Raw genomic sequence first — 22,773 nt, 5'->3', positions numbered from 1 at the left:
CCGGTGACGCCACCTGTCACCGGGTGGCGCATGCCCGGCGGCTCCCCCGGCCCGGACCCGCCGCCACCCCCAGCACCCCATCGAAGGATCGCATCCCCATGCCCGAGCCCACCTCCACCGCTCCCCTTCCGCTGACACCGGCACAACGCGGCATCTGGTACGCCCAGGCGTTCGACCCCGAGAACCCGAAGTTCCAGATCGCGCAGTACGCCCAGATCGACGGCACCTTGGACACGGGGCTGTTGGCCACCGCAGTCGAACGGGTCGTGGCCGACACCGATGCCCTGAACATGCGGTTCGCCGCGGGCGCGGACGGCCCCGTCCAGGTCCCCGCGGCCCAGGCTGCCCGCCTGCAGGTGAGCGACCTGCGCGGTTCCGGCGACGGCGCGGAGGAGGTCGCCCGGAAACGCATGGACCAGGACCTGGCCCGGGCCCGGGAGGTGGACGGCGGCGACCTGCTGCACCTCGAGGTGTTCCGGGTGGCCGATGACCGCCACCTCTTCTACCAGCGGGTGCACCACCTGATGCTTGACGGATACTCGGCCGTGCTGGTCCTGCAGCGCATCGCCGCCGGCTATTCCGCACTGCTCGGGGGGACGGACCCCGAGACCGGCCCCGCATCCCCCGGGAACGCCGGGTCGTTGGCCGCGCTCGTGGAGCACGAGGCGGCCTACGAGGACTCCGACGCCCAGGGCGCCGACCGCGACTACTGGCGCGGCTACCTGGAGCGCACCGAGGGCGGGCATCCGCTGGCCGGCTACCCGGACGGGACCGCTGCGGCGACCGTCAGCCACGCCCAGGCGCTGCCCGCCGACGTCGTGTCCCGGCTGGGCCAGACCGGCACGGCGCCCGCGGTGCTGCTGGCAACGCTGGCCGTGTACCTGCACAAGATGACCGGCGAGCGCACGGTCTCCATCGGGTTGCCGGTCACCGCCCGCCGCGGCAAAACCGCCACCTCGGTCCCGTCCATGACCTCGAACGTGGTCCCCGTCGCGGTCGGGATCCGACCCGACGCCCTGGTGCGCGAAGTCGTCGCGGAGGCCGGCCGGGCCCTGCGCTCGGCGCTGATCCACCAGCGCTACCGCATCGGTTCGCACGACGCGGGTCCGCGCTATCTCGGCCCGTCCCTGAACATCCTGCCCGTCGTCAGCGGGCTGCACTTCGGCCCGGCCCCGGCGTCCATGCGCATCCTCTCCACCGGCCCCATCGACGACCTCTCGATCGTGGTCCACGGGCTCCCCCGGGACGCCACGGCCCCCGGGAACGGGGACACCATCATCGCCACGCTGGCGCTGGAGGGCAACGCCGACCTGTACGACGGCGAGGCCCTGCAAGCGCACGCCGCGCGGCTTCTGCGCCTGGTCACGGCCATCTCGGCCGACCCGGACGCACGGGTCTCTGATGTCGAGGCCCTGGGCGACGACGAATACCGGGCCCTGGTGGATGCGGGAACCGTCGAGAGCCGCGAGATGCCGCAGGGCACCGTCGTCGAGCAATTCGCCGCCAGTGTTGCCGCGCGCGGCGGGGCGCTGGCGGTGGTGGCCCAGGACGGGGAGCTGACGTTCAGCGAACTGGACAGCGCCTCCAACCGCCTGGCCCACTACCTGCGCCGTTTCGGCGCCGGGCCCAACGCGCTGGTGGCCGTTCACCTGGAACGCTCCACCGACCTGGCCGTGTCCCTGCTGGCCGTGCTGAAGTCGGGAGCCGCCTACGTCCCCGTCGACCCGGACTACCCGCCGTCCCGCGTGGATGCGATGCTGCGCGCCTGCGAGCCCGCGGTCACGCTGACTTCGGCGGAACTCGCAGCCCGCCCCGGCGACCCCCTGCCCGGGCACACCATCGCCGTGGATTCACCGCTGGTCTCCTCGGTGTTGGCCACCAAGCCCGACACCGCTCCGCCGACACCTCCCGGCCCGCAGGACCTGGCCTACGTGATCTTCACCTCCGGGTCCACGGGAACCCCCAAAGGCGTTGCGGTCGAACACCGCTCGCTGACCAACCTGTTCCTGGCCCACCGCGAGTCCCTCTTCGAGCCGGCATCCCGGCGGCTGGGCCGGATGCTGCGCGTGGCCCACACCGCGGGCATCTCCTTCGACGCTTCCTGGGACCCGATGCTGTGGCTGCTGGCCGGGCACGAGCTGCACATCGTGGACAACCTGACCCGCAGGGATCCGCAGGCGCTCTCGGCCTTCATCGAGACCACCGGCATCGATGCCATCGAGACGACGCCGTCGTTCGTGCACGCGTTGACAGGACACGGGCTCCTCGAGGATCCGGCACCGGACGTCATCGCCCTCGGCGGCGAGGCGGTCGACGCCGAGTTGTGGTCCACGTTGGCCGACCACCCCGACGTGCACGCCTTCAACTTCTACGGCCCCACGGAGACCACCGTCGACAGCCTGACTGCCTCGATCGACTCCACCGACGATCCCCACCTCGGTTCCCCCGTGGCCAACACCCGCCGGTACGTCCTGGACTCCGGGCTGCGCCCGGTGCCCCCGGGGGCAGTCGGCGAACTCTACCTGGCGGGAACCAATGTCGCCCGCGGCTACCTGGGCCGCCCCGAGTTGAGCTCCGAGCGCTTCATCGCGGACCCGTACGGCCAACCCGGCGAACGCATGTACCGCACCGGCGACGTCGTGCGCCGCTCCCCGGAACGGGGCATCGAGTTCCTGGGGCGCTCCGACGACCAGATCAAGATCCGCGGATTCCGCGTGGAACTACCGGAAATCGAGGCGACGTTGCGCGCCCAGCCCGGCGTCAGCGGGGCCGCCGTGATCGCCACCAAGAACAAGGCCGGTTTCGACCGGCTCTCCGCCTACGCGACGGGCCACGACCTCGAGGCCACCGAACTGCGCGACGCGCTTCGCGGGACCCTGCCCGATTACATGGTCCCGGCATCCATCGACGTGCTGGATGCCATCCCGCTGACCGTCAACGGCAAGCTCGACAAGCGCGCCCTGCCGGCACCAACCGACCACCGCGTCGGCACCCTCCCGCGCTCCGATGCCGAACGCGCCGTCGCCGCGGCCTTCGCCGAGGTCCTGGACCTCCAGGACGTCGGGGCCGAGGACGACTTCTTCGAGCTCGGCGGCCACTCCCTGCTGGCCACCCGCCTGCTCGCCGAACTCACCGACCGGCTGGGCGGCGCGCCGACCCTGCGAGAGGTCTTCCAACACCCGACGGTCGCCGGCCTCGCGGCCCGCTGTGACGCCACCACGCCCGCCGTCCCCGCGTTGGCCCCGCAGCCGCGGCCTGACCGGTTGCCCCTGTCCGCCGGGCAGTCGCGACTCTGGTTCATCAACCAGCTCGACCCCACCGACGGCAGCTACAACATTCCCGTGGTCCTGCGTCTGCGCGGCCGCCTCGACGCCGCGGCCCTGCGACGGGCTGTCAACGACGTCGTGGGCCGCCACGAGATCCTGCGGACCATCTACCCCGAGCGCGGGAACGACGCCGGCGCCAACCCCACGGGATCAGGCACCACCTCCGGTCCGGTCCAGCGGGTGCTTCCCCGGGGCGAGGCCACCGTGGACGTGCCCCACGTCGGCGCGACGGAGGAGACCGCCCGTGCGGCCATCGCCGCCGCGTCCGCACGCGGGTTCGACCTCACCACCGAGCTCCCCCTGCGTGCCGCGCTGTTCACCACCGCCGCCGATACCCATGTCCTGCTGCTGAGCATCCACCACATCGCCGCCGACGGCTGGTCCATGGCCCCACTCGCCGGGGACCTCTCCCGGGCCTACAACGCACGTCTGGCAGGGGAGGCGCCGGACGACGCCCCGCTGGATGTCCAGTACGCGGACTACACCCTCTGGCAGCAGGAGCTGCTGGGCCGCGCTGCGGACCCGGGCAGCGCGCTGGCCGACCAGCTCGCCTTCTGGACCGGCGAACTCGACGGCGCCCCGGCGCAGCTGCGGTTGCCGGGCGCCCTGGTCGCCGACGCGCCGCCGGCCGACCCGGGCGCCGGGGCACCGGCCGTGGGCCAGGAGCCCGTGCACCTCGATGCCGCGACGGCGTCCCGGCTCCGGGGGCTGGGCCGCGAGCACCGCGCCAGCCTGTTCATGGTGCTCCAGGCGGGGTTCGCCGCGATGCTGACCCGGATGGGAGCCGGGGACGACCTGCCGATCGGGACCCCGGTCGCCGGCCGGACGGATCCGGCGCTGGAACCGCTCGTGGGCTTCTTCGTCAACACCGTGGTCCTGCGCACCCGGACCGGAGGCAACCCGACGGCAGCGGATCTCATCGAGCGCGTCCGCGACACCAACCTCCGCGCCTACGCCCACCAGGACGCCCCCTTCGACAGCGTTATCGAGGCCATCCGGCCCGAGCGCATCGAGGGCGTCAACCCGCTCTTCCAGGTCATGTTGACGCTCCAGACCGGCCCCGCCCCCACCATCACGATGGACGGGCTGGACGTCACCGCCGACCCGAACCCCGAGTCGGGTGGCTCCAAGTTCGACCTCTTGTTGGACCTGGCCGAGGACGGTCTGGATGCCGAGGGCGGCGCCCTGACCGGCGGGCTGTCCTTCGACCCGCGGCGCATGGACGCCACCGTGGCTCGAGGGCTCGCGCGGCGTTTCGAACAGGTCCTCGCCGCAGTGGCCCAGGCGCCCGATACCGCGCTGGAAGACCTGCCCCTCTTCCTCGAGGGCGAGGTGGAGCAGCTCGCGTCACTGGCCGTCGGCACCGTCATCACCGACGGGCCGCACACGATCATGGAGGCCTTCGCGGAAACGGCCGCCGCCCATCCCGCGGCCATCGCCGCCAGCGATCAGGACAGGACGCTGGACTTCGCGGAGCTCTCCGAACGGGCGTCCGCCCTGGCGGGTGGCCTCGCCGCAGCCGGAGTACGCCCCGGCGACCGCGTGGCCTCGGTCCTCCCGCGCACCGTCGACGTGCCCGCACTGGCCCTGGCCGTGCTGGGCTGCGGAGCCATCCTGGTCCCCGTCGACGCCACCTACCCGGAAGGGCGCATCGCCCGCATTCTGGAGGACAGCAACCCGACGGTCATCGTGGGCACCGCCGACCTGCGCCTCGAAGCCGACGACGCGCCACCGGCGCGGCGTCGCATCGGCATCAACGAACTGCTGGAGTCCGGAGCGGCGAACGGCGCCCTGCCCCCCGACATCGTGACCCCGCAGGACCCTGCCTACATCGTCTACACCTCGGGCTCCACCGGGACACCGAAGGGCGTGATGGTCCAGCACGGGGCACTTGCCAACCTCTTCGCCCACCACACGGCAACCCTTTTCGCCGATACCGAGCCACTCGGCGCCACGGTCGGACACATCGCCGGCCTGGGCTTCGACGCCGCCTGGGATCCGATGCTGTGGATGATCGCCGGCGCCCACCTGGTCATGGTGCCCGACGACGTGCGCGCCAACGCCGAGGAACTCGTCGCACTGGTCCAGGACCAGGGGATCACCGTCTTGGAGACCACCCCCTCGTACGCGCACCAGCTGCTCTCGATGGGACTAACAGCCCCCACGGCGGAATCCCAGTTAAGCCTCGCCCTCGGCGGCGAGCAGATCCCGCAGGAATTGTGGGACGCACTGGCCGGACGCCCCGATCTGGTGGCGCACAACTTGTACGGACCCACCGAGTTCACCGTGGATTCGCTGACCAGCCGGATCCGGCCGGGCGCCGTGGCCATCGGCCGCCCCGCCGCCAACATCCACGCCCGCGTCCTGGACGAAATGCTGCGCCCCGTCCCGGCCGGCGTCATCGGCGAGCTCTACCTCTCGGGGGCCGGATCCGCTGCCGGATACGTGAACCGCCCACGCGAGACCTCCGTTTCCTTTGTGGCCGACCCCTGGCTCGACGGCGGACGCATGTACCGCACCGGCGACCTGGTGCGGACCAACACCGACGGAACCCTGTCCTTCGTGGAGCGAGCCGACAGCCAGGTCAAGATCCGCGGCTTCCGGATCGAGCCCGGGGAAATCGAAAGAGTCATCGCGACGTGCCCGGGCGTCACCCACGCCGCCGTCGTGGCCGACGCAGGCCGCAGCCGGATCACCGCCTACGTCGTGGGTGCGGGCGACCGGGAGACGTGGCGCCGGCACGCGGCACGACACCTTCCCTCCTACATGGTCCCCGGCTTCTGGGTCGGACTGGAGGACATCCCGCTCACCTCCCACGGCAAGCTGGACCGGGCGGCCCTGCCCGAACCGGCGACCGCCCCCAGTGCCGGACGCGCCCCGGCGACGGAGACCGAACGGCGGGTCTGCGCCGCCTTCGCCGAGGTCCTCGGCGTCGAAGAGGTCCCCCTGGACGGCAACTTCTTCGAGCTCGGCGGACACTCCCTGCTGGCAGTGTCCCTGTCCGCCGCGCTCCGCAACGCCTGCGGCATCGAGATGCCCTTGCGCACGCTCTTCGAAGCCCCCACCCCTGCGGGCATCCTCGAACGGACGGCGCCCGCCGACGCCACCGCGCGTTCGGGATCCGGCATGACCGCCAACGGCACGACGGAGGGGCATCCAGAAAACCAACCGCCGGTCCCACGCCCCCTCGAATGGCTGGCCACCTCGCCGGAAAGGCCCGCCCGGTTGCCCCTCTCCTGGGCGCAGCGGCGCATGTTCTTCCTGAACCAGCTCGACCCCGGCAACGCCGAATACAACATCTCCCTGGCCGTCCGGCTGACCGGCGCCCTGGACCGGGACGCACTCGACGCCGCGCTGGGCGACGTGGTGCACCGCCACGAGATCCTGCGGACCGTCTACACCGAGGACGAAACCGAACCCACACAGCAGGTGCTCGATACCGTCGCGACCTGCGAGATCCTGCGCCACGAACGCGCGGAATCAGCCGGCAAGCTGCGCGGCGCCCTGGCCCGCGGGGCGAGCACCGGGTTCGACCTGCGCACCGACCTGCCCCTGCGCGCGAACCTGATCGAAACCGGGCGTGGGGACCATGTCCTGCACCTGGTCATCCACCACATCGCCTCCGACGGGGCCTCGCTGCAGCCGTTGGCCCGTGACATCTCCGCGGCCTACACCGCCAGGCTCGGCGGCTCCGGCCCCGAGTGGACCGATCTCGACCTCCAGTACGCCGACTACGCGCTCTGGCAACGCGATGCCCGGCAGGACGACGAGGGTCTCGCCGAACGCCTCCAAGGCTGGGCAAGCGATCTGGCGGGAGCGCCCGACGAGCTCGAACTGCCCACCGACGGGCCCCGCGCTCCCGAGGCCCGCCAGCCCGCCGCGCAAGCACACTTCACCCTCGACGCCACCACTTCCGCGGAGCTCTCGCGACTGGCCGCCCGGAACAACGCGAGCCTCTTCATGGCCCTGCACGCGGTTCTGGGCGGTTACCTGACCCGGCTCGGAGCAGGCGAGCGGACCGTCATCGGCTCCCCCACCGCCGGGCGCCCGGACACCGAGCTGGAGCAGATCGTCGGATTCTTCGTGAACACCCTGCCGATCTCCGTCGACCACTCCGCGCGGCCCAGCCTCGACGCAGCGATCGGTCTGGCCCGCACCGCGGTGCTCGACGCCTTCGACCGGGACACCGTGCCCTTCGAACGACTGGTGGAGGCGGTGAACCCACCGCGCGAACTCGGTCGCCACCCGCTGTTCCAGACGATGCTCACCTACGAGGCCGAGCCCCCGGCGGCACTCGAGCTGCCAGGACTCGAGGTGACCATCGTGGACGAGGAGGGATCGGGCTCAGCCAAGTTCAACCTCTCCTTCACCTTCAGCCGGCGCGGGGACGGATCCCTGGCCGTGACTCTCGAATACAACTCCTCGTTGTTCACCCGTCGCGCCATCGAACGGATGACGGACCAGCTGGCCCGTTTTGCCGCCGCGGCCGCCAGCCGGCCGGAAACCGCACTGGACGAGTTGGCGCTCCTCGACGCGACGGCGGAGTCGGACCTGCAGGCGGCCACCGCGACCCCTGCGGCACCGGAGGCCGGTGCCGCCTGGCACGGCATCCTGGATGACCTCGACGAGACAATCGCCCGCCACGGCGGGCGCGCTGCGGTCGTCTCCGACGACCGCCGGCTGACCTTCGCCGACCTCGACGCCGATGCGTCCCGCGTCGCCGAAGCGCTCGCTACGGCGGGGGCCGGGCCGGGCGACGTAGTGTCCCTGCTCCTGCCCCGCGACGAACGCCAACCGGTCGCCGTCGTGGGCACCCTGCGCACCGGGACGGCCGTCAACCCCATCGATGCCGAGTACCCCGACGGGCGGATCGCGGACATCCTCGCCGATGCAGCCCCTTCCGCCATGCTCACCTCCCGGACGCTGGAGGAACGGGCCCGGGCAGCACTGGCCACCGCGCAATCCACGGCCGGATTGCTGTTCATCGAGGACCTGGTGGGGCGGGAGGCCCACCAGGACGAGGCCGTGGCGGCCGGCAGAGGCAACGAATCCACCCGGGCCTTCCCGCAACCTGGCCCCGAGGACCTGGCCTACGTGCTCTTCACATCGGGCTCGACCGGCCGCCCCAAGGGCGTCGAGGTCAGCCACGGGGCCCTGGCCAACCTGTTGCGCAGCCACCGCGCGACGCTCTTCCCCGCGGCCCCGCCCACCGCCGAGGCTCCATGGCTGCGGGTCGCCCACACCACTGGCCTCGGTTTCGACGCCGCGTGGGATCCGTTCTTGTGGCTGGTTGCCGGACACGAACTCCACCTCATCGGGACCGACATCCGACGCGACCCGCAGTCGCTGGCGGACTACCTCGACCACGAGGACATCGGCGCCTGGGAAACCACCCCCTCCCACGTGCGCCACCTCTTGACCCAACCGGGCTTCCAGCGGCTGCTAGAACGCTCGGGCACCGACGGCCACGCCCGCCTGCACCTGGCCTTGGGCGGCGAGGCGTTCGACGCTGACCTCTGGGAACGGCTCGCCGCCCACGACGGCGTGGTGGCCCACAACCTCTACGGTCCTACCGAAGCCACGGTGGACGCCCTGCTGGCCAGGGTCCACGCCGACACCACGCCCCACCTCGGCCGACCGGTCGCGGGGACGGCAGCATATGTCCTGGATGCCCGGTTGCGCCACGTCCCGCCGGGAGCCACCGGCGAGCTGTATCTCGCTGGTGCCGGTCTGGCCCGTGGCTATCGCGGACGCACGGCGCTGACCGCCGAGCGCTTCGTCGCGGATCCCCACGGGGGCACCGGTGCCCGGATGTACCGCACGGGCGATCTGGTCACCCGGCAGGCCGACGGCACGATCGTTTTCCGCGGACGCAACGACGACCAGGTCAAGATCCGCGGCCAACGCGTCGAACCCGGCGAGATCGCCAGGACCCTGCGTGCCGTCGACGGCGTCGCGCAGGCTCTGGTGCTCGCCGACGGGATGCCACCCACCCAGCGCCTGGTGGCCTACGTCGTCGCTGCCGGGGACGGGCCGGCGAAAGCCGGCTTCGTCGACTCCCTGCGCCGCGAGGCCGCCTCGACGTTGCCCGCCTACATGGTTCCCGCGGTCTTCGTGCAGGTCCCGGATATCCCGCTGACCTCCCATGGGAAACCGGATGTGCGCCGGCTACCCGAGCCCTCGGCAGCCGCATCCACCGGTGGCCGCCCGCCCAACACTCCGCGCGAGGCAGCCGTAGCCACGATCTTCGCCGACGTGCTCGGTGCTGAACGGGTCGGGGTCGACGAATCGTTCTTCGACCTCGGCGGGCACTCCTTCGTGGCACAGGAGCTCATCACCCGGGTCAACGACGCGCTGGGCTCGGATCTGGCAGTGCAGACGCTCTTCCGTTCCCCCACGGTGGAGGCCCTGGTGCACGAGGCCGGACGCGGTGCCGGGGAATCCGTGGCCGACAGCCTGCGGCCCCTGCTGCCGCTGCGTACCAGCGGCAATCTCGAGCCGTTGTTCGCGGTCCATCCTGCCAGCGGCGTCGCCTGGGGCTACTCCGCCATGCTGCGCCATCTGGATCCCGGGCGTCCGCTCTACGGGTTGCAGTTGCCGGGCATGGCACCCGATGACACGAGTCCCCTGGCCGCCTACACGCTGACCGACTTGGTGGACCTCTACATCGCCGAGATCCGCACGGTCCAAGCTCACGGGCCCTACCGCCTGATGGGCTGGTCCTTCGGTGGCAACGTGGTCCAGCGCCTGGCGACCCGCCTGCAGGAACTGGGCGAGCAGGTCTCCCTGCTGGCGATCCTGGATGCCTATCCCAGCCGCCAGGACGAGAATGCCGACGTCGGCGTGGGCGGTTCGGGGACGCTGCTGGCCAACTTCCTCGACGCCGTGGGCCATCCAGTACCCGAGGACGGCGCCGAGCTCACCGGCGAGCGCGCGCTCGAAGTGCTGCGGGAGAACGGCAACCCGCTCGGCGCGGTGCCGATGGCATCCCTGGAGGCCATGATGGCGAACTTCGCGCGCCTGGCGCAGTTGATCCGCGAGGCCCCCGTCTTGTCCTTCCGGGGGAACCTGAACTTCTTCACCGCCACGCATGACGTCCCGGAGAGCCGGCCAGATGCCGACGACTGGGCCCCATATGTCACGGGGAACATCGTGGATACGGAGGTTCCCGAGCGGCACTCCCAGCTCCTGAGTGAACGTGCCCTTGATCACATCATGCCGGTCATGACAAACCTTCTGGCCGACCGCCCCGAAGACCCTAGGTAAGGAAGAAACGCCCTGCAGTTCCAAGGAGAGTGACATGGTCAACCCATTCGACGACGAGTCAGCACAGTTCCGCGTCCTGGTGAACGAACGCCAGCAACATTCGCTGTGGCCCTCGTTTGCCGATGTGCCCGAAGGCTGGGTGGTCATGCACGGACCGGACGCCCGCGAGACCTGCCTGGACTACGTGGAGCGCAACTGGGCCGACATCACGCCGCGCCATGCCGGTGACCTGGCCGCCTCACAGTGATACGCCTCGAGGCGGTCAGCCAGGCCTACGGCTCCTTTCGCGCCCTCGACGGGCTCAGCCTCTCGGCGGGACCGGGCGAGGTGTTGGGACTGCTCGGACCCAACGGCTCGGGCAAGACGACCACCGTCAAGGTCATCTCCACCTTGCTGCAGCCCGACGCCGGAGTGGTGACGGTCAACGGCCATGACGCCGCGACCGCTCCGGACGCCGTGCGCCGCTCCATCGGCCTGTCGGGCCAGTATGCCGCCGTTGACGAGAAGCTCACCGGCTACGAGAACCTCCAGATGGTGGGCCGGCTCTACGGGCTCTCCCGCCGCGACGCCGCCACCCGGGCCGGCGAACTGCTGGAACACTTCCGGCTGGAACCGGTCGCCGGCAAGCGTGCCGGGCAATACTCCGGCGGGATGCGTCGGCGCCTGGACCTGGCCGGCGCCCTCGTGGCCCGGCCACCCGTCGTCGTGCTCGACGAGCCGACCACCGGCTTGGACCCACGCGGTCGCATGGACACCTGGAGCGCCGTCCGCTCGCTGTCCGCCGAAGGCACCTGCGTCCTGCTGACCACGCAATACCTGGAGGAAGCCGACCAGCTGGCCGACAACATCGCGGTCCTGGACGCCGGGCGGGTCATCGCCGAGGGAACCGCCCAGGAACTGAAGGACCGCGCCGGCTCCGCACGCATCGACGTCGTCCCCGCCGACAGCACCGATAGCGAGCGTGCCGCACGCGTACTCGAACGCGCCAGCGGGAACATCGAACCCGCCGTGGTCGAGGCCGGCGGCAACCGGCTGGGGGTTCCCGCGCCCCGCGGCGAGGCAACCCTGGCTGCGGCACTGGACCAACTGGCCGCGGCCGGAATCCCCGTCGCCGAGATCTCCTTGCGGCGCCCCACCCTCGACGACGTCTTCCTCCGCCTGACCGGCACCAACGCGGTGCCCGCCGGCGCCGGGGACGAACACGGCGGCGCGCCAAATGCGGGTGACGACACCCCCGAGCCGGTCGCGGCCGGCGTCGGTGGTCATAGACGCCAGGGGGTGCGCAGCTGATGTCAGTGCTCGTCTCCGCAGGTGTCGACAGCGCCGTGATCGCCCACCGCAACCTGCTCAATTCCTGGCGCACCCCCGGCGCCCTCATCACCGGGATCGTCCAACCGATCATCTTCGTCCTGCTGCTGGCCTTCGTCTTCGGCGGGCGGTTGGGCGGGGATGCCTACCGCGAGTTCCTCATCGGCGGGATCCTCGCCCAGACGTTGACCTTCAATTCCTCCTTCACCGCCGTCTACCTGGCCAAGGACCTGCAGCTGGGGCTGATCGACAGGTTCCGTTCCCTGCCCATGTCCCGGGTGGCGGTGATCCTGGGACGCACGACGGCGGACCTGGCCACCAGTGTCATGTCGATGGCCGTGATCCTGGCCTGCGGGCTGGCGATCGGCTGGCGGGTGGAGGCCGGGCCCTGGCAGGCGCTCGGCGCGGCCGCCCTGCTGTTGGCGTTCACGTTCTCCGTCTCGTGGATTGGCGCCGTGATCGCCCTGACCGCCCGCAGCGTCGAGGTCGCCCAGAGCCTGGGGCTGATCTGGCTATTCCCCGTCACGTTCATTTCCGGGGCCTTCGTCCCGCTGTCCTCCCTGCCGGGTGTGCTGCGCACCATCGCGGAGTGGAACCCGGTTACCGCGGTGGCCACGGCGGTCCGCGAACTGTTCGGCAACGGGTTGCCGCCGGGATTCGACATGGGCGAGAGCTGGCCGCTGCAGCACCCCGTCGCCTATGCCCTGTTCAGCTGCGTCGCCATCATCGCCGTCTTCGCGCCGCTGGCGGTGTGGCAATACCGCCGGATCGGACGCTGAATCCGATGTCCCGCGGCACGGCATCACCGGTGGTCCTTCACGCTGTGGCCCATGTCAGTGACTTCACGGCAGCCGCCGCGGAACGTGGCGGTCTGGAGCGGTTCGTCTCCGCCGTCGACCTTGCCTCCGCGCAACGGCATGCAGCACCCGAGGATGGTGCGCGGGCGCTGGCTGCCCGCGCCCTGGCCCGCCTGCTCAGTGCACGAGTGCTGGGACTCGCGCCGATCAGGGCCGCTGGCCTCGCCCCGCGCGCGGACGCCTGCCGTTCCTGCGGCGGAGCACACGGGAAGCCCGGCGTGGAGGGGGTAAGCGTCAACTGGTCGCGTTCGGGCGCGTGGGTCATGGCCGCCGCCGCACCGCCCGCTGCCGGGCCCCTGGGTGTGGACATCGAGCGCATTCCCGGGACTCTATTCGATGGTTTCGACGCCCACTGCCTATCGCCACTTGAAAGCTCGTCGCTGGCCCCGCACGACGTCGAGGGCCGGATGCGGCTGTGGGTCGCCAAGGAGGCGCTGCTCAAGGCCTGCGGATACGGACTCTCCATTCCACCGGCGGCCGTCCGCACCTCCCCGCTACCGGCCATCGACCCGTTAATGGCAGACGGGGCCGACACCCGTGCGCTGGACGGATTGTCCGTGCACAAGGTGTCGGCCCCGGGGGGCTACGCTGCGGCTGCATCCTGCCGCGGGCAGCTTCAGTTGGTGGCTGTCACCCCACACCAGCTGTTTTCCGCCTAGGCCACCTCGGGCGGGAGCATCAGTCCGGCACCGGGGATGGCGTCCAGCAGCGAGCGCGTGTACTCGGTCTGCGGGGCGTCGAAGACGTCGTCGGTGCTGCCCGACTCGACCAGCTGCCCTTTCTCCATGACGCAGACGTGGTCCGCGATCTGGCGCACGACGGCCAGGTCGTGGGTAATGAACAGGTAGCTCAACCCCAATTCGGTCTGGAGGTCCGCCAGCAGATTGAGCACCTGCGCCTGCACGAGCACGTCCAAGGCGGAGACGGCCTCGTCGCAGATCACCACCTCGGGATCCAGCGCAAGCGCCCGGGCGATGGCCACGCGCTGGCGCTGGCCGCCGGAGAGCTCGTTCGGGAACCGTTGCATCATCGACGCCGGCAGCGCGACCTGGTCCAGCAGGGCCCTGACCTTCTTCTCCCGCTCCTTCGCGTTGCCGATGCGGTGGACCCGCAGCGGTTCCTCGATGGTGCGGAAGATGTTGTACATCGGGTCCAGCGAGCCGAACGGATCCTGGAAGATCGGCTGCACCCGTCGCCGGAAGGCGAACATCTCCTTGCGCGAAAGCGAGGTGAGGTCGACGCCGTCGAACAGGATGCTCCCTTCGGAAGCGTCTTCCAGGCCCAGAACCATCTTGGCCACTGTGGACTTGCCCGAACCGGATTCGCCCACCACCGCAGTCGTGGTGCCGCGTTTGATGCTGAACGACACGTCGTCCACGGCCCGGAATTCCGTCGACTTGCCCAGTTCGCCGCGGATCTTGTAGTTCTTCACCAGGTTGCGGACCTCGATGACATCGTCGCTGCCGGTGGATTCCTCGTTGGCCAGCACCTCATCGGACGCCTGGCCGCGTTCCTTGGCCGATTCGATCCGGCGCGAAGCCAGCGAGGGGGCGGAGGAGACCAACCGCTGCGTGTAGGGGTGGCGCGGATTGGTCAGCAGTTCCACGGCGGGGCCCGCCTCGACGACCTGTCCCTTGTACATCACGACGACCTTGTGCGCGCGCTCGGCGGCGAGGCCCAGGTCATGGGTGATCAGCAGGACCGCGGTCCCCAGCTCGCTGGTCATCGTATCCAGATGATCCAGGATCTGGCGCTGGACCGTGACGTCCAGCGCCGACGTCGGCTCATCGGCGATGAGCAGCCGGGGCCGGCAGGAGAGGCCGATGGCGATCAGCGCGCGTTGGCGCATGCCGCCGGAGAACTCGTGCGGGTACTGGTTGGCCCGCTCCTCCGCCCGCGGCAAGCCCGCCTGGGTCAGGACCTTGGCCACCGCCTTCTTGTCATGCGGCAGTCCGTTGGCACGCAGCGTCTCCTTGACCTGGAAGCCGATGTTCCACACCGGGTTCAGGTTGGACATGGGGTCCTGCGGCACCATGCCGATGGAGGAGCCACGGAGTTCGATCATGCGCTTCTCCGAGGCATGGGTGATGTCCTCGCCGTCGAAGAGCATGGTCCCGTCGGCCACGCGGCCGTTGCGCGGCAACAACCCGATGGCGGCCAACGCCGTCGTGGACTTGCCCGAACCGGATTCCCCGACGATCGCCACGGTTTCCCCGGGCAGGATCGTCAGGTTGGCCTTGCGGACCGCGTTGACCTCGCCGTTGCCGGTCTTGAAGCTGATGGCCAGATCCCGCAGTTCCAGCAGCGGACGGGGCATCGACGTCTCGTCGGTGGTTTCGTTGGTCATGGTTGCACCGTTCATCGTTTGCGCGCTTTCGGGTCCAGGGCATCCTGCAGGGCGTCGCCGAGCATGATGAAGCTCAGCACCGTCAGGGACAGGGCCAGGGCGGGCCAGAACAGGGCCATCGGGTTCGAGCGCAGCGAGCTCTTGGCCGAGAAGATGTCATTGCCCCAGGACATGACGTCCGGCGGCAGGCCGATGCCCAGGTAGGACAGGGTGGACTCGGCCACGATGAACACGCCCAGGGAGATCGTGGCGATGACGATGACCGGAGCCAGCGAGTTCGGGATGACGTGGCGGATCAGCGCACCGGTGCGGCTGACGCCCAGCGAACGGGCGGCGATGACGAAGTCGGCGTCGCGCACCTCGATGACCGCAGCCCGGGTGATGCGGGCGATCTGCGGCCACCCGAAGGCGGCCAGGATCAACACGATGGTCCAGACGTTGCGGTTCTCGCGGAAGAACGGGATCTGCACGACGACGATCGCACCGAGGATGAGCGGCAGCGCGAAGAAGATGTCGCCCAGGCGGGCCAGCACGGCGTCGACCCAGCCGCCGAAGAACCCGGAGACCGCCCCGATGGTTCCGCCGAAGATCACGATGGCCAACGTGGCGAAGAGCCCGATGGTCAGCGAGGACTGCGTCCCGTACATCACGCGGGCCAGGATGTCGCAGCCTTGCTGGGTGAAGCCGAGCGGGTGGCCCGGGGCCGGTCCGCCATCGGAGTTGGAGAGCAAGCATTGCGCGTTGGGTTGTTCGTTGGTGAACAGCCCCGGGAACAAGGCGACGAAGATGACCGCGAGGATCAGGAACGCGCTGATGATGAACAGCGGCTGCCGGCGCAGGTTGCGCCAGGCCTCGAGCCACAGGGAGACGGGCGCCTCGGAGGAGACGGCACTGTCGGTCGCCTGGACCGGGGTGTCGGCGGGATCGGCCACATAGTGCTCGATCGGGTACTTGGAGATCTTGGCGCCGCGGACGGTGGGCGCGTTGGTGGTGTTCTCAGGCATATCGGATCCTCGGGTCGAGCCACGCGTACAACAGGTCCACCAGCAGGTTCGCCAAGACGAAGACCACGATCAATACGGTGACGATCGAAACGACAACGGGGGCCTCCCCGTTCAGGACGGCGCGGTACAAGGTGTTCCCCACGCCATTGACGTTGAAGATTCCCTCGGTGACGATGGCCCCGCCCATCAGGGCACCGAGGTCGGCACCCAGGAAGGTCACCACGGGAATCATGGAGTTGCGCAACACGTGCACCATGATGACGCGGCGGCTGCTGAGCCCCTTGGCCGTGGCCGTGCGGACGTAGTCGGCACCGGCGTTCTCGATGACCGCGGTGCGGGTCAAACGCAGCACGTAGGCGAATGACACCAGTCCCAGCACGAGCGCCGGAAGGATCAGTTCGGTGATGGAGGCATCACCGCTGACCGTCGGGTTGGCCCATTCGAGCTTGACGCCCACCACGAACTGCATGAGGAAGCCCAGCACGAAGATCGGCACGGCGATGACGACCAGGGAGAAGACCAGAACGGTCGAGTCGAAGATCTTGCCCTTCTTCAGACCGGCAATGAGGCCGATGACGATGCCGAACACGGCTTCGAAGATCAGGGCCATGATCGCCAGGCGGGCTGTCGTGGGGAAGACGCGGGCCAGGATGTCGGTGATCGGCTGCCCGGCGAAGTTGGTTCCCAGGTCAAAGGTGAAGATGCCCTTGAGGTAGAGGAAGTACTGGACCCAGAACGGCTGGTCCAGGTTGTACTGTTCGCGCAGGGCGGCCTCGACGGCCGGCGTGCAGCCCTTCTCGCCGCAGATCGCGGCGGTGGCGTCACCGGGGAGGCTGAAGACCAGGAAGTAGATCAGCAGCGTTGCCCCCAGGAAGACGGGGATGAGCTGCAGGAAACGACGGAGCAGGAACCGTGCCATCAGGCACCACCTGCCCGGGGGGAGCGTGCCCTTTCCGGGCACCGGGAAAATAGCATCAACTTAACCTTTGGGATGTGGCAGGACCGCGGGGCCCGCTTCCGGGTGAGGGAAGCGGGCCCCGCGGAGGGCAGGGAAGGACCAGTGCCCCTACTTGCCGGTGATTGCGTAGTACAGCGGCACGCCGTTCCAACCGAACTTCACGTTGTCGACGTTGGTGCTCCAGCCGCCCTGGGCGACCTGGTACCACAGCGGGATGGCCGGGAGATCTGCCAGCAGCATCTCCTGTGCCTTGTTCATCTGCTCATTGCCCTGCTCCACCGTCTCGGCGGACAGGCCCTTGTTGATGGCAGCGTCGAACTTCTTGTTCGCGTAGACGGCGTCGTTCGATCCGGCACCGGTGGTGTAGATCGGGCCCAGGAAGTTGGCCAGCGACGGGTAGTCTGCCTGCCAACCCGAGCGGATGGCACCGGTCAGCTTGTGGGCGGTGGCCTCGGTACGGGCTTCCTTGAAGGTCGCGTACGGCTTGCCGGCGACGTCGATGCCGAGGTTGTTCTTGATGTTGTTGACCACGGCCTCGACCCAGGTCTTGTGGTCGCCCTTGTCGGCGTTGTAGGCGATGGTCAGCTTTTCGCTCTTGTCGTACGGCTGGATCGACTCTGCCTTCTTCCAGAGTTCCTTGGCCTTCTCCGGGTTGTAGGCGAGGTTCTCGTGGCCCGGGATGGAGTCCGAGTAGCCCTCGAGCACCGGCGCGGTGAATTCCTTGGCCGGGGTGCGCCCGCCGTTGAAGATGACCTTGGTGATCTCCTCGCGGTTGATGGCCATGGACAGGGCCTGGCGGCGCAGCTTGCCGGCTTCGCCCTTCCAGTTGTCCAGGTAGTACGGGATGGCGATGGTCTGGTTGCCGGCGTACGGGGACTCGATCGACCGGTCACCCAGGTCGTTCTTGAAGTTCTTGATGTCAGAGGTCGGGATGACCTTCAGGACGTCCAGGTTGTCCGAGATCAGATCCTGGTAGGCGGTGGTGTCGTTCTGGTAGATCTTGAACGTCACGCCGGCGTTCTGGGCCTTCTGAGGGCCTTCGTAGCCCTCGTTCGGGACGAGCTTGATCTGCTGCTCGTGCTGCCAGGCGTCCTCGCCATCGAACTTGTAGGGGCCGTTGCCGACCGGGTGCTCCCCGTACTTCTTCGGGTCCTTCAGTGCCTCGGCGGGCATCGGGTAGAAGGCGCTGTAGCCCAGGCGCAGCTTGAAGTCGGATTCGGGCTGCTTGAGCTTCACGGTGAAGGTCTTGTCGTCGACGACCTTCAGGCCGGACATCTTCTCGACAGTGGAGCCCTCAGCGGCGGCTTCGTCGTAGCCGTCGATGCTCTCGAAGAAGTAGCTGCTCAGCTGGGCGTTCTTCGCTGCGGCGCCATAGTTCCAGGCGTCGACGAAGGAGCTGGCGGTGACCGGGTCACCGTTGGTGAACTTCTGGTCGTCCTTGAGCTTGATGGTGTAGTTCTGCGAGTCCTTGGTTTCGATGGACTCGGCCACCTCGTTCTGGGGCTTGCCATCGGCGTCGTAGCTGATCAACCCGGCGAAGATGAGATCCAGGATGGCACCGCCACCCACCTCGTTCGTGTTCGTGGGGATCAACGGGTTCTGCGGCTCGGAGCCATCGGCGATGATGACGCGGCTGGTGTCTCCCCCGCCGGCGGCGGACTTGTCGTCCCCGCCTCCGCCACAGGCGCTCAGGCTCAACGCAACAACGGCTGCGATGCCCAGGATCTTGGAAGTGCGCGAATAACGCATACTTTCTCCTTGTGATGCCGGCGGCGGGAGTTCTTCCGGACACCGCAACGGCTGCTTGTTGTTAGATTCAAGTGTTGTGAAGCACTTGCTAGGCAATAGCGTAGGGCATCCGGCACCCCCGATGTGACGAGAGCCATCTTGTCGGGTGGCACAAGGCACAGATGCAACCGTGGTGGATCCGCGTCATGACGCCGATCCGGCGTTGACAAGATTTAAACAGATTTTTTTGTTTCCGACCCCGCGTGGAGGTCGACCTGCTATGTTTCGGCCATGACCCGCCATCAGCGCAGCGTGCCCGCGTCGCCTCCATCGCCGGTCCGCCGGATAGCCGCCGGCCTGTTGGGGGCCTTCCTGGTGTTCGCCGGAGCCAGCCACCTGACATTTGCGCGCGAGGAGTTCGCCGAACTCGTTCCCGACTGGGTCCCGCTCGATCAGGACAACGTCGTCGTGCAGTCCGGCATCGTCGAAATCGCCCTGGGCACCGGCTTGCTCGCCCTGCCGGCCAGCCGCGCCCGGTGGGGGATGGCCGCCGCGGTGCTCTTCGTCGCAGTCTTCCCCGGCAACCTCCACCAGTTCCTGCAACGCAGGGACGCATTCGGCCTCGACAGCGATGCCGGCCGGCTGACCCGCCTGGCCCTCCAGCCGCTGCTCGTCCTGTGGGCCCTCTGGTCCACGGGCGCATGGCGCGAACTGCGGTCTCCACGCCCCCTGCACCGGGACGCCCGCCGGTGAGGACGGCCCCGACGCAACGTGCTGACATGCCGAGGCTCGGGACGTAGGCTCGGGCACGAGCGCACCAGCGACACACCACGAAGGGGACGCCGCCATGTCCAGCACTCGCGATCCATCCGGCCCCGACGACGGACCCGACGCGGCACACCAGATTCCCGACGGCGTCGACCAGGCCACCGTGGAGGCCCTCGGCAAGCTCTCCGAAGCGCTGGAACTGACCGAGGACGCCCGGGGAAGCCTCTACAACTTCCACCGCAAGACCGGCGCCGCCGACCTGGCCCTCGGCGAAGCAGTGGAGATGCTCCGTGCGGCGGGGCACGCGGGCATCGCGGCCCGCATCGAACGCGAACTCGTGGGTCGCAACGTGATCGAGCACCGGTGGACGTTCCAGATCGTCGAGGACTACGACGACGGCTACTACGCAGAATTCCGCTCGCAGGAAAGCAAGGCCCGGCAGGAGCTCGCCGAGGGCAAGCGGCACCTGTTCGAGGCGCGGATGAAGGAGGACCGCCGCACCCACGGCCAACGCCACCACGAGGCCCGCCCCTCACCTGATTCCGGGAGGGGAGGCCCCGGCCCCTCCTAGGGGACCGTCGTCGTGCTCTTCTCCCGCGGTGGCGAGGGCTGGCGCAGGTCGATGCCCTTGGTCTCGCGCAGGGTGAAGACGGTGGCGATCCCGATGCAGAGCAGCACGATCGTGTAGACGCCGAAGATGGTGGGGCCGGCGTCGCCGAACCAGGCGTTCATCCCGGCCTGCAGGTAAGCAGCGGTGCCGCCGAAGGCAGCCACGCAGATGGCATACGGGATGGCCACGCCCATGGTGCGGATGGTCGTGGGGAACAGCTCGGCATAGGTGGTGGGCACGATCGCCGCCGAGGCGGAGATGAAGGCCAGCATAAGGGACATGCCGAGCGCCAGCTGGACGGCCGAATCGCGCACGATGAGGGTCGCCGGGAAGAAGAACACCGCGCTGCCGATGCCGCTGATGAGCAGGACCGGCTTGCGTCCGACCCGGTCCGAGAGCCGGCCCCACAGCGGCAGCGCGATGAGGAACACGATATTCGCGACGACGCCGGCCCACAGGGCGCCGGCGGCGTCGATGCCCAGCTCGTGGATGGCGTAGGCAGGGGTGGAGACGCCCCAGACGTAGTAGACGACGGTCAATCCCATGGTCAGACCGATGACCTTGGCGGCCTGGCGCCAGTTGGCGGCCAGCTGGCGGAAGACTCCGTCGGGGCCCGGCCGTGGTGGGGCATCCGGGTGGTGTCCGCCGTCGGCGTTGGCCTCCTCGAAGGCCTCGGTCTCCTCGAGCTTGGTGCGCATGTACAGCGCGAACAGGCCGATGACGGCGCCGATGAGGAACGGGATGCGCCAGCCGATGGCCGACATCTGCTCTTCGCTGAGGATCGTGGAGAGGATCGCACCGATGAACGTCCCGGCCATGATGCCCAAGGTGCCGGAGAAGTAGATCAGCGAGGACCACAGGCCGCGGCGCTCGCGCGGAGCCATCTCCGAGAGGTACGTCTGGGCGCTCGGCAGTTCCCCGCCATGGGCCAGGCCCTGGATGATCCGGGCGATGAGCAGGATGACGGAGGACCACGCGCCGACGGCATCGTAGGTGGGGCACAGGGCGATCACGAGCGAACCGAGTGAGGCCAGCAGGACGCACCAGACCAGCGACGTCTTGCGCCCGATTTTGTCCCCGAGCCAGCCGAAGACGAATCCGCCAAGTGGGCGGGCGGCGAAGCCCACGGCGAAGACCGCGAGCGTGGCCAGGAAGGCGGACGTCGGGTCGGCGTGGCTAAACAGTTGGGAGGCGATGAAGGAGGCGAAGGTCGCGTAGATCGCCCAATCGAACCATTCGGCGGCGTTGCCGGCACCGGTGGCGACGAGGGTGCGCATCACGGTGGACCGGTCTGCTGCGGGGGTGGGATTGGCGCTCATGGTGTTTCCTTTGCAAGTCGTTCGATCGCCAGCCGTGCATATAGCGCGGTTCCGTCGGCGAGGATCTGATCGCCGAAGACGGCTTCGGCGGAGTGGTTGAACGGGGCCGTAGCGGGGTCCTCGCCCTCGGGGACCGCCGAGAGGAAGTGGAACGAACCGGGTACTTCTGCCAGGACGCGGGAAAAGTCCTCGGATCCGGCCAGCGGCGAGGCCATGTCCAAGTACCGCGCCGTGCCGAAGAGTTCCTCCGCCTGCTGGCGGAAGAATGCGGTTTCGGCGTCGTCGTTCACGGTGACCGGGTATTCGTCGAGGTAGGTGACTTCGGCCTCCAAGCCGTGGGCGGCGGCGATTCCGTGCATCAGCTGGGGAACGGCGGTGCGCAGCTTTGCGGCGTTGGCTGCCGAATAGGAGCGGATGGTGGCCTCGAACCGGGCATCGTCGGGGATGACGTTGCGCTTCGTCCCGGCCTGCAGCAGACCGACCGTGACCACGACGGGATCGAAGATGTCGAACCGGCGGGTCACCGTGGCCTGCAGGGCGGTCACCATCTCGGCTGCGGCGGGAACAGGGTCACGGGCAAGGTACGGCGCGGACCCATGCCCGCCGGCACCCTTGACGGTCACGATCAGGCCATCGGACGCGCTCATGACCGGCCCGGGACGGCCCATGACCGTTCCTCCGGGTGCCATGGCGCTGGCGACATGCAGCCCATACGCGGCGCTCACGCGGTGTCCGGCCGCGTCCAAGACCCCTTCCCGGATCATGACCGAGGCCCCGTCATACCCCTCCTCACCCGGCTGGAACATCAGCACCACGTCGCCGGCTAACTGTTCACGCTTCTCGGCCAACACCGTGGCTGCCCCGGCCAGCATGGCGGTGTGCAGATCGTGGCCACAGGCGTGCATGGCACCGTCGATACGGGAGGAGTAGCGCAGGCCGGTGCGCTCCTGGATGGGCAGCGCGTCCATGTCCCCGCGCAGGAGCACCGCGCGGGCGTTTCCGGCCCCATGAGCCGGACCGCCCCGCAGCACCGCCGTGATCGAGGTCGCGTCGGTGCCGAGGGTGACTTCGTACCCGAGGGGCTCCAGCCAATCGAGCACCTTTTCCTGGGTGCGGGGAAGGTCGAGCCCGATCTCGGGCTCCTGGTGCAGGCGGTGGCGCAAGTCCGCGATGTCCCCCTGAAGGGCGCGCGCGTCCTCCAGCAGGGCTGCGGCATTTTCGGCTGACGTGTTCATCGGATGCCTTTCGTTTACGGTACGCATCCGATGATGGTGTGACTTGA

Annotated in this window: 13 protein-coding genes; 7 read left to right on the top strand and 6 right to left on the bottom strand. The window is 69.1% G+C overall.

Annotation, left to right across the window (positions count from 1 at the left end):
- Positions 1-98: 98 nt before the first annotated feature.
- Genes ACN0TP_RS06675 through ACN0TP_RS06655 form a run of 5 tightly spaced genes read left to right on the top strand, consistent with a single transcriptional unit; the run spans position 99 to position 13,416 of the window.
- Entirely contained in the window at positions 99-10,592 is a 10,494-nt protein-coding gene (locus ACN0TP_RS06675; RefSeq protein ID WP_417217941.1) for an amino acid adenylation domain-containing protein, read from the top strand.
- A 34-nt stretch (positions 10,593-10,626) separates the two neighbouring features.
- Positions 10,627-10,839, top strand: coding sequence for an MbtH family protein (locus ACN0TP_RS06670; protein ID WP_417217939.1), 213 nt, complete (start codon positions 10,627-10,629; stop codon positions 10,837-10,839).
- Complete coding sequence (locus ACN0TP_RS06665; protein WP_417217937.1) at positions 10,836-11,882, top strand: ATP-binding cassette domain-containing protein; 1,047 nt, start codon at positions 10,836-10,838, stop codon at positions 11,880-11,882. Before ACN0TP_RS06670 ends, ACN0TP_RS06665 begins: the two co-directional genes overlap by 4 nt.
- Complete coding sequence (locus ACN0TP_RS06660; protein WP_417217935.1) at positions 11,882-12,679, top strand: ABC transporter permease; 798 nt, start codon at positions 11,882-11,884, stop codon at positions 12,677-12,679. The genes ACN0TP_RS06665 and ACN0TP_RS06660 overlap by 1 nt, the downstream gene beginning before the upstream one ends.
- Before the next feature lie 5 nt (positions 12,680-12,684).
- A complete protein-coding gene (locus tag ACN0TP_RS06655) occupies positions 12,685-13,416 on the top strand; it encodes a 4'-phosphopantetheinyl transferase family protein (RefSeq protein ID WP_417217934.1) in 732 nt (243 codons plus the stop codon).
- On the opposite strand, the gene ACN0TP_RS06650 is transcribed toward ACN0TP_RS06655, so the two are convergent.
- From ACN0TP_RS06650 to ACN0TP_RS06635, 4 genes are all read right to left on the bottom strand, one after another.
- Positions 13,413-15,104, bottom strand: coding sequence for an ABC transporter ATP-binding protein (locus tag ACN0TP_RS06650; RefSeq protein ID WP_417217932.1), 1,692 nt, complete (start codon positions 15,102-15,104; stop codon positions 13,413-13,415). The genes ACN0TP_RS06655 and ACN0TP_RS06650 overlap by 4 nt on opposite strands.
- A gap of 11 nt (positions 15,105-15,115) precedes the next feature.
- Positions 15,116-16,108: an ABC transporter permease gene (locus ACN0TP_RS06645; RefSeq protein WP_417217930.1), complete on the bottom strand. Its 993-nt coding sequence runs from the start codon at positions 16,106-16,108 to the stop codon at positions 15,116-15,118.
- The gene (locus ACN0TP_RS06640) at positions 16,101-17,027 is read right to left on the bottom strand and encodes an ABC transporter permease (protein ID WP_417217928.1); all 927 of its coding nucleotides are present in this window, start codon (positions 17,025-17,027) and stop codon (positions 16,101-16,103) included. The genes ACN0TP_RS06645 and ACN0TP_RS06640 overlap by 8 nt, the downstream gene beginning before the upstream one ends.
- A gap of 147 nt (positions 17,028-17,174) precedes the next feature.
- Positions 17,175-18,815, bottom strand: coding sequence for a peptide ABC transporter substrate-binding protein (locus ACN0TP_RS06635; RefSeq protein WP_417217926.1), 1,641 nt, complete (start codon positions 18,813-18,815; stop codon positions 17,175-17,177).
- Positions 18,816-19,085: 270 nt separating this feature from the next.
- Between ACN0TP_RS06635 and ACN0TP_RS06630 the strand changes: the two genes are divergently transcribed.
- Positions 19,086-19,547, top strand: a complete 462-nt coding sequence (locus ACN0TP_RS06630) for a hypothetical protein (RefSeq protein ID WP_417217924.1) — start codon at positions 19,086-19,088, stop codon at positions 19,545-19,547.
- Positions 19,548-19,641: 94 nt separating this feature from the next.
- Positions 19,642-20,133, top strand: coding sequence for a hypothetical protein (locus ACN0TP_RS06625; protein WP_417217922.1), 492 nt, complete (start codon positions 19,642-19,644; stop codon positions 20,131-20,133).
- On the opposite strand, the gene ACN0TP_RS06620 is transcribed toward ACN0TP_RS06625, so the two are convergent.
- Complete coding sequence (locus ACN0TP_RS06620; protein ID WP_417217920.1) at positions 20,130-21,491, bottom strand: MFS transporter; 1,362 nt, start codon at positions 21,489-21,491, stop codon at positions 20,130-20,132. The genes ACN0TP_RS06625 and ACN0TP_RS06620 overlap by 4 nt on opposite strands.
- On the bottom strand, positions 21,488-22,726 hold the full coding sequence (locus ACN0TP_RS06615) for a M20 metallopeptidase family protein (RefSeq protein WP_417217918.1): 1,239 nt from the start codon (positions 22,724-22,726) through the stop codon (positions 21,488-21,490). Before ACN0TP_RS06615 ends, ACN0TP_RS06620 begins: the two co-directional genes overlap by 4 nt.
- Positions 22,727-22,773 lie beyond the last annotated feature (47 nt).

The organism is Arthrobacter sp. (genome assembly GCF_048266065.1).
Taxonomy (GTDB): Bacteria; Actinomycetota; Actinomycetes; order Actinomycetales; family Micrococcaceae; genus Arthrobacter_H.
The sequence above is the reverse complement of the archived record's forward strand: the minus strand, read 5'-3'. Positions and strand labels throughout refer to the sequence as shown.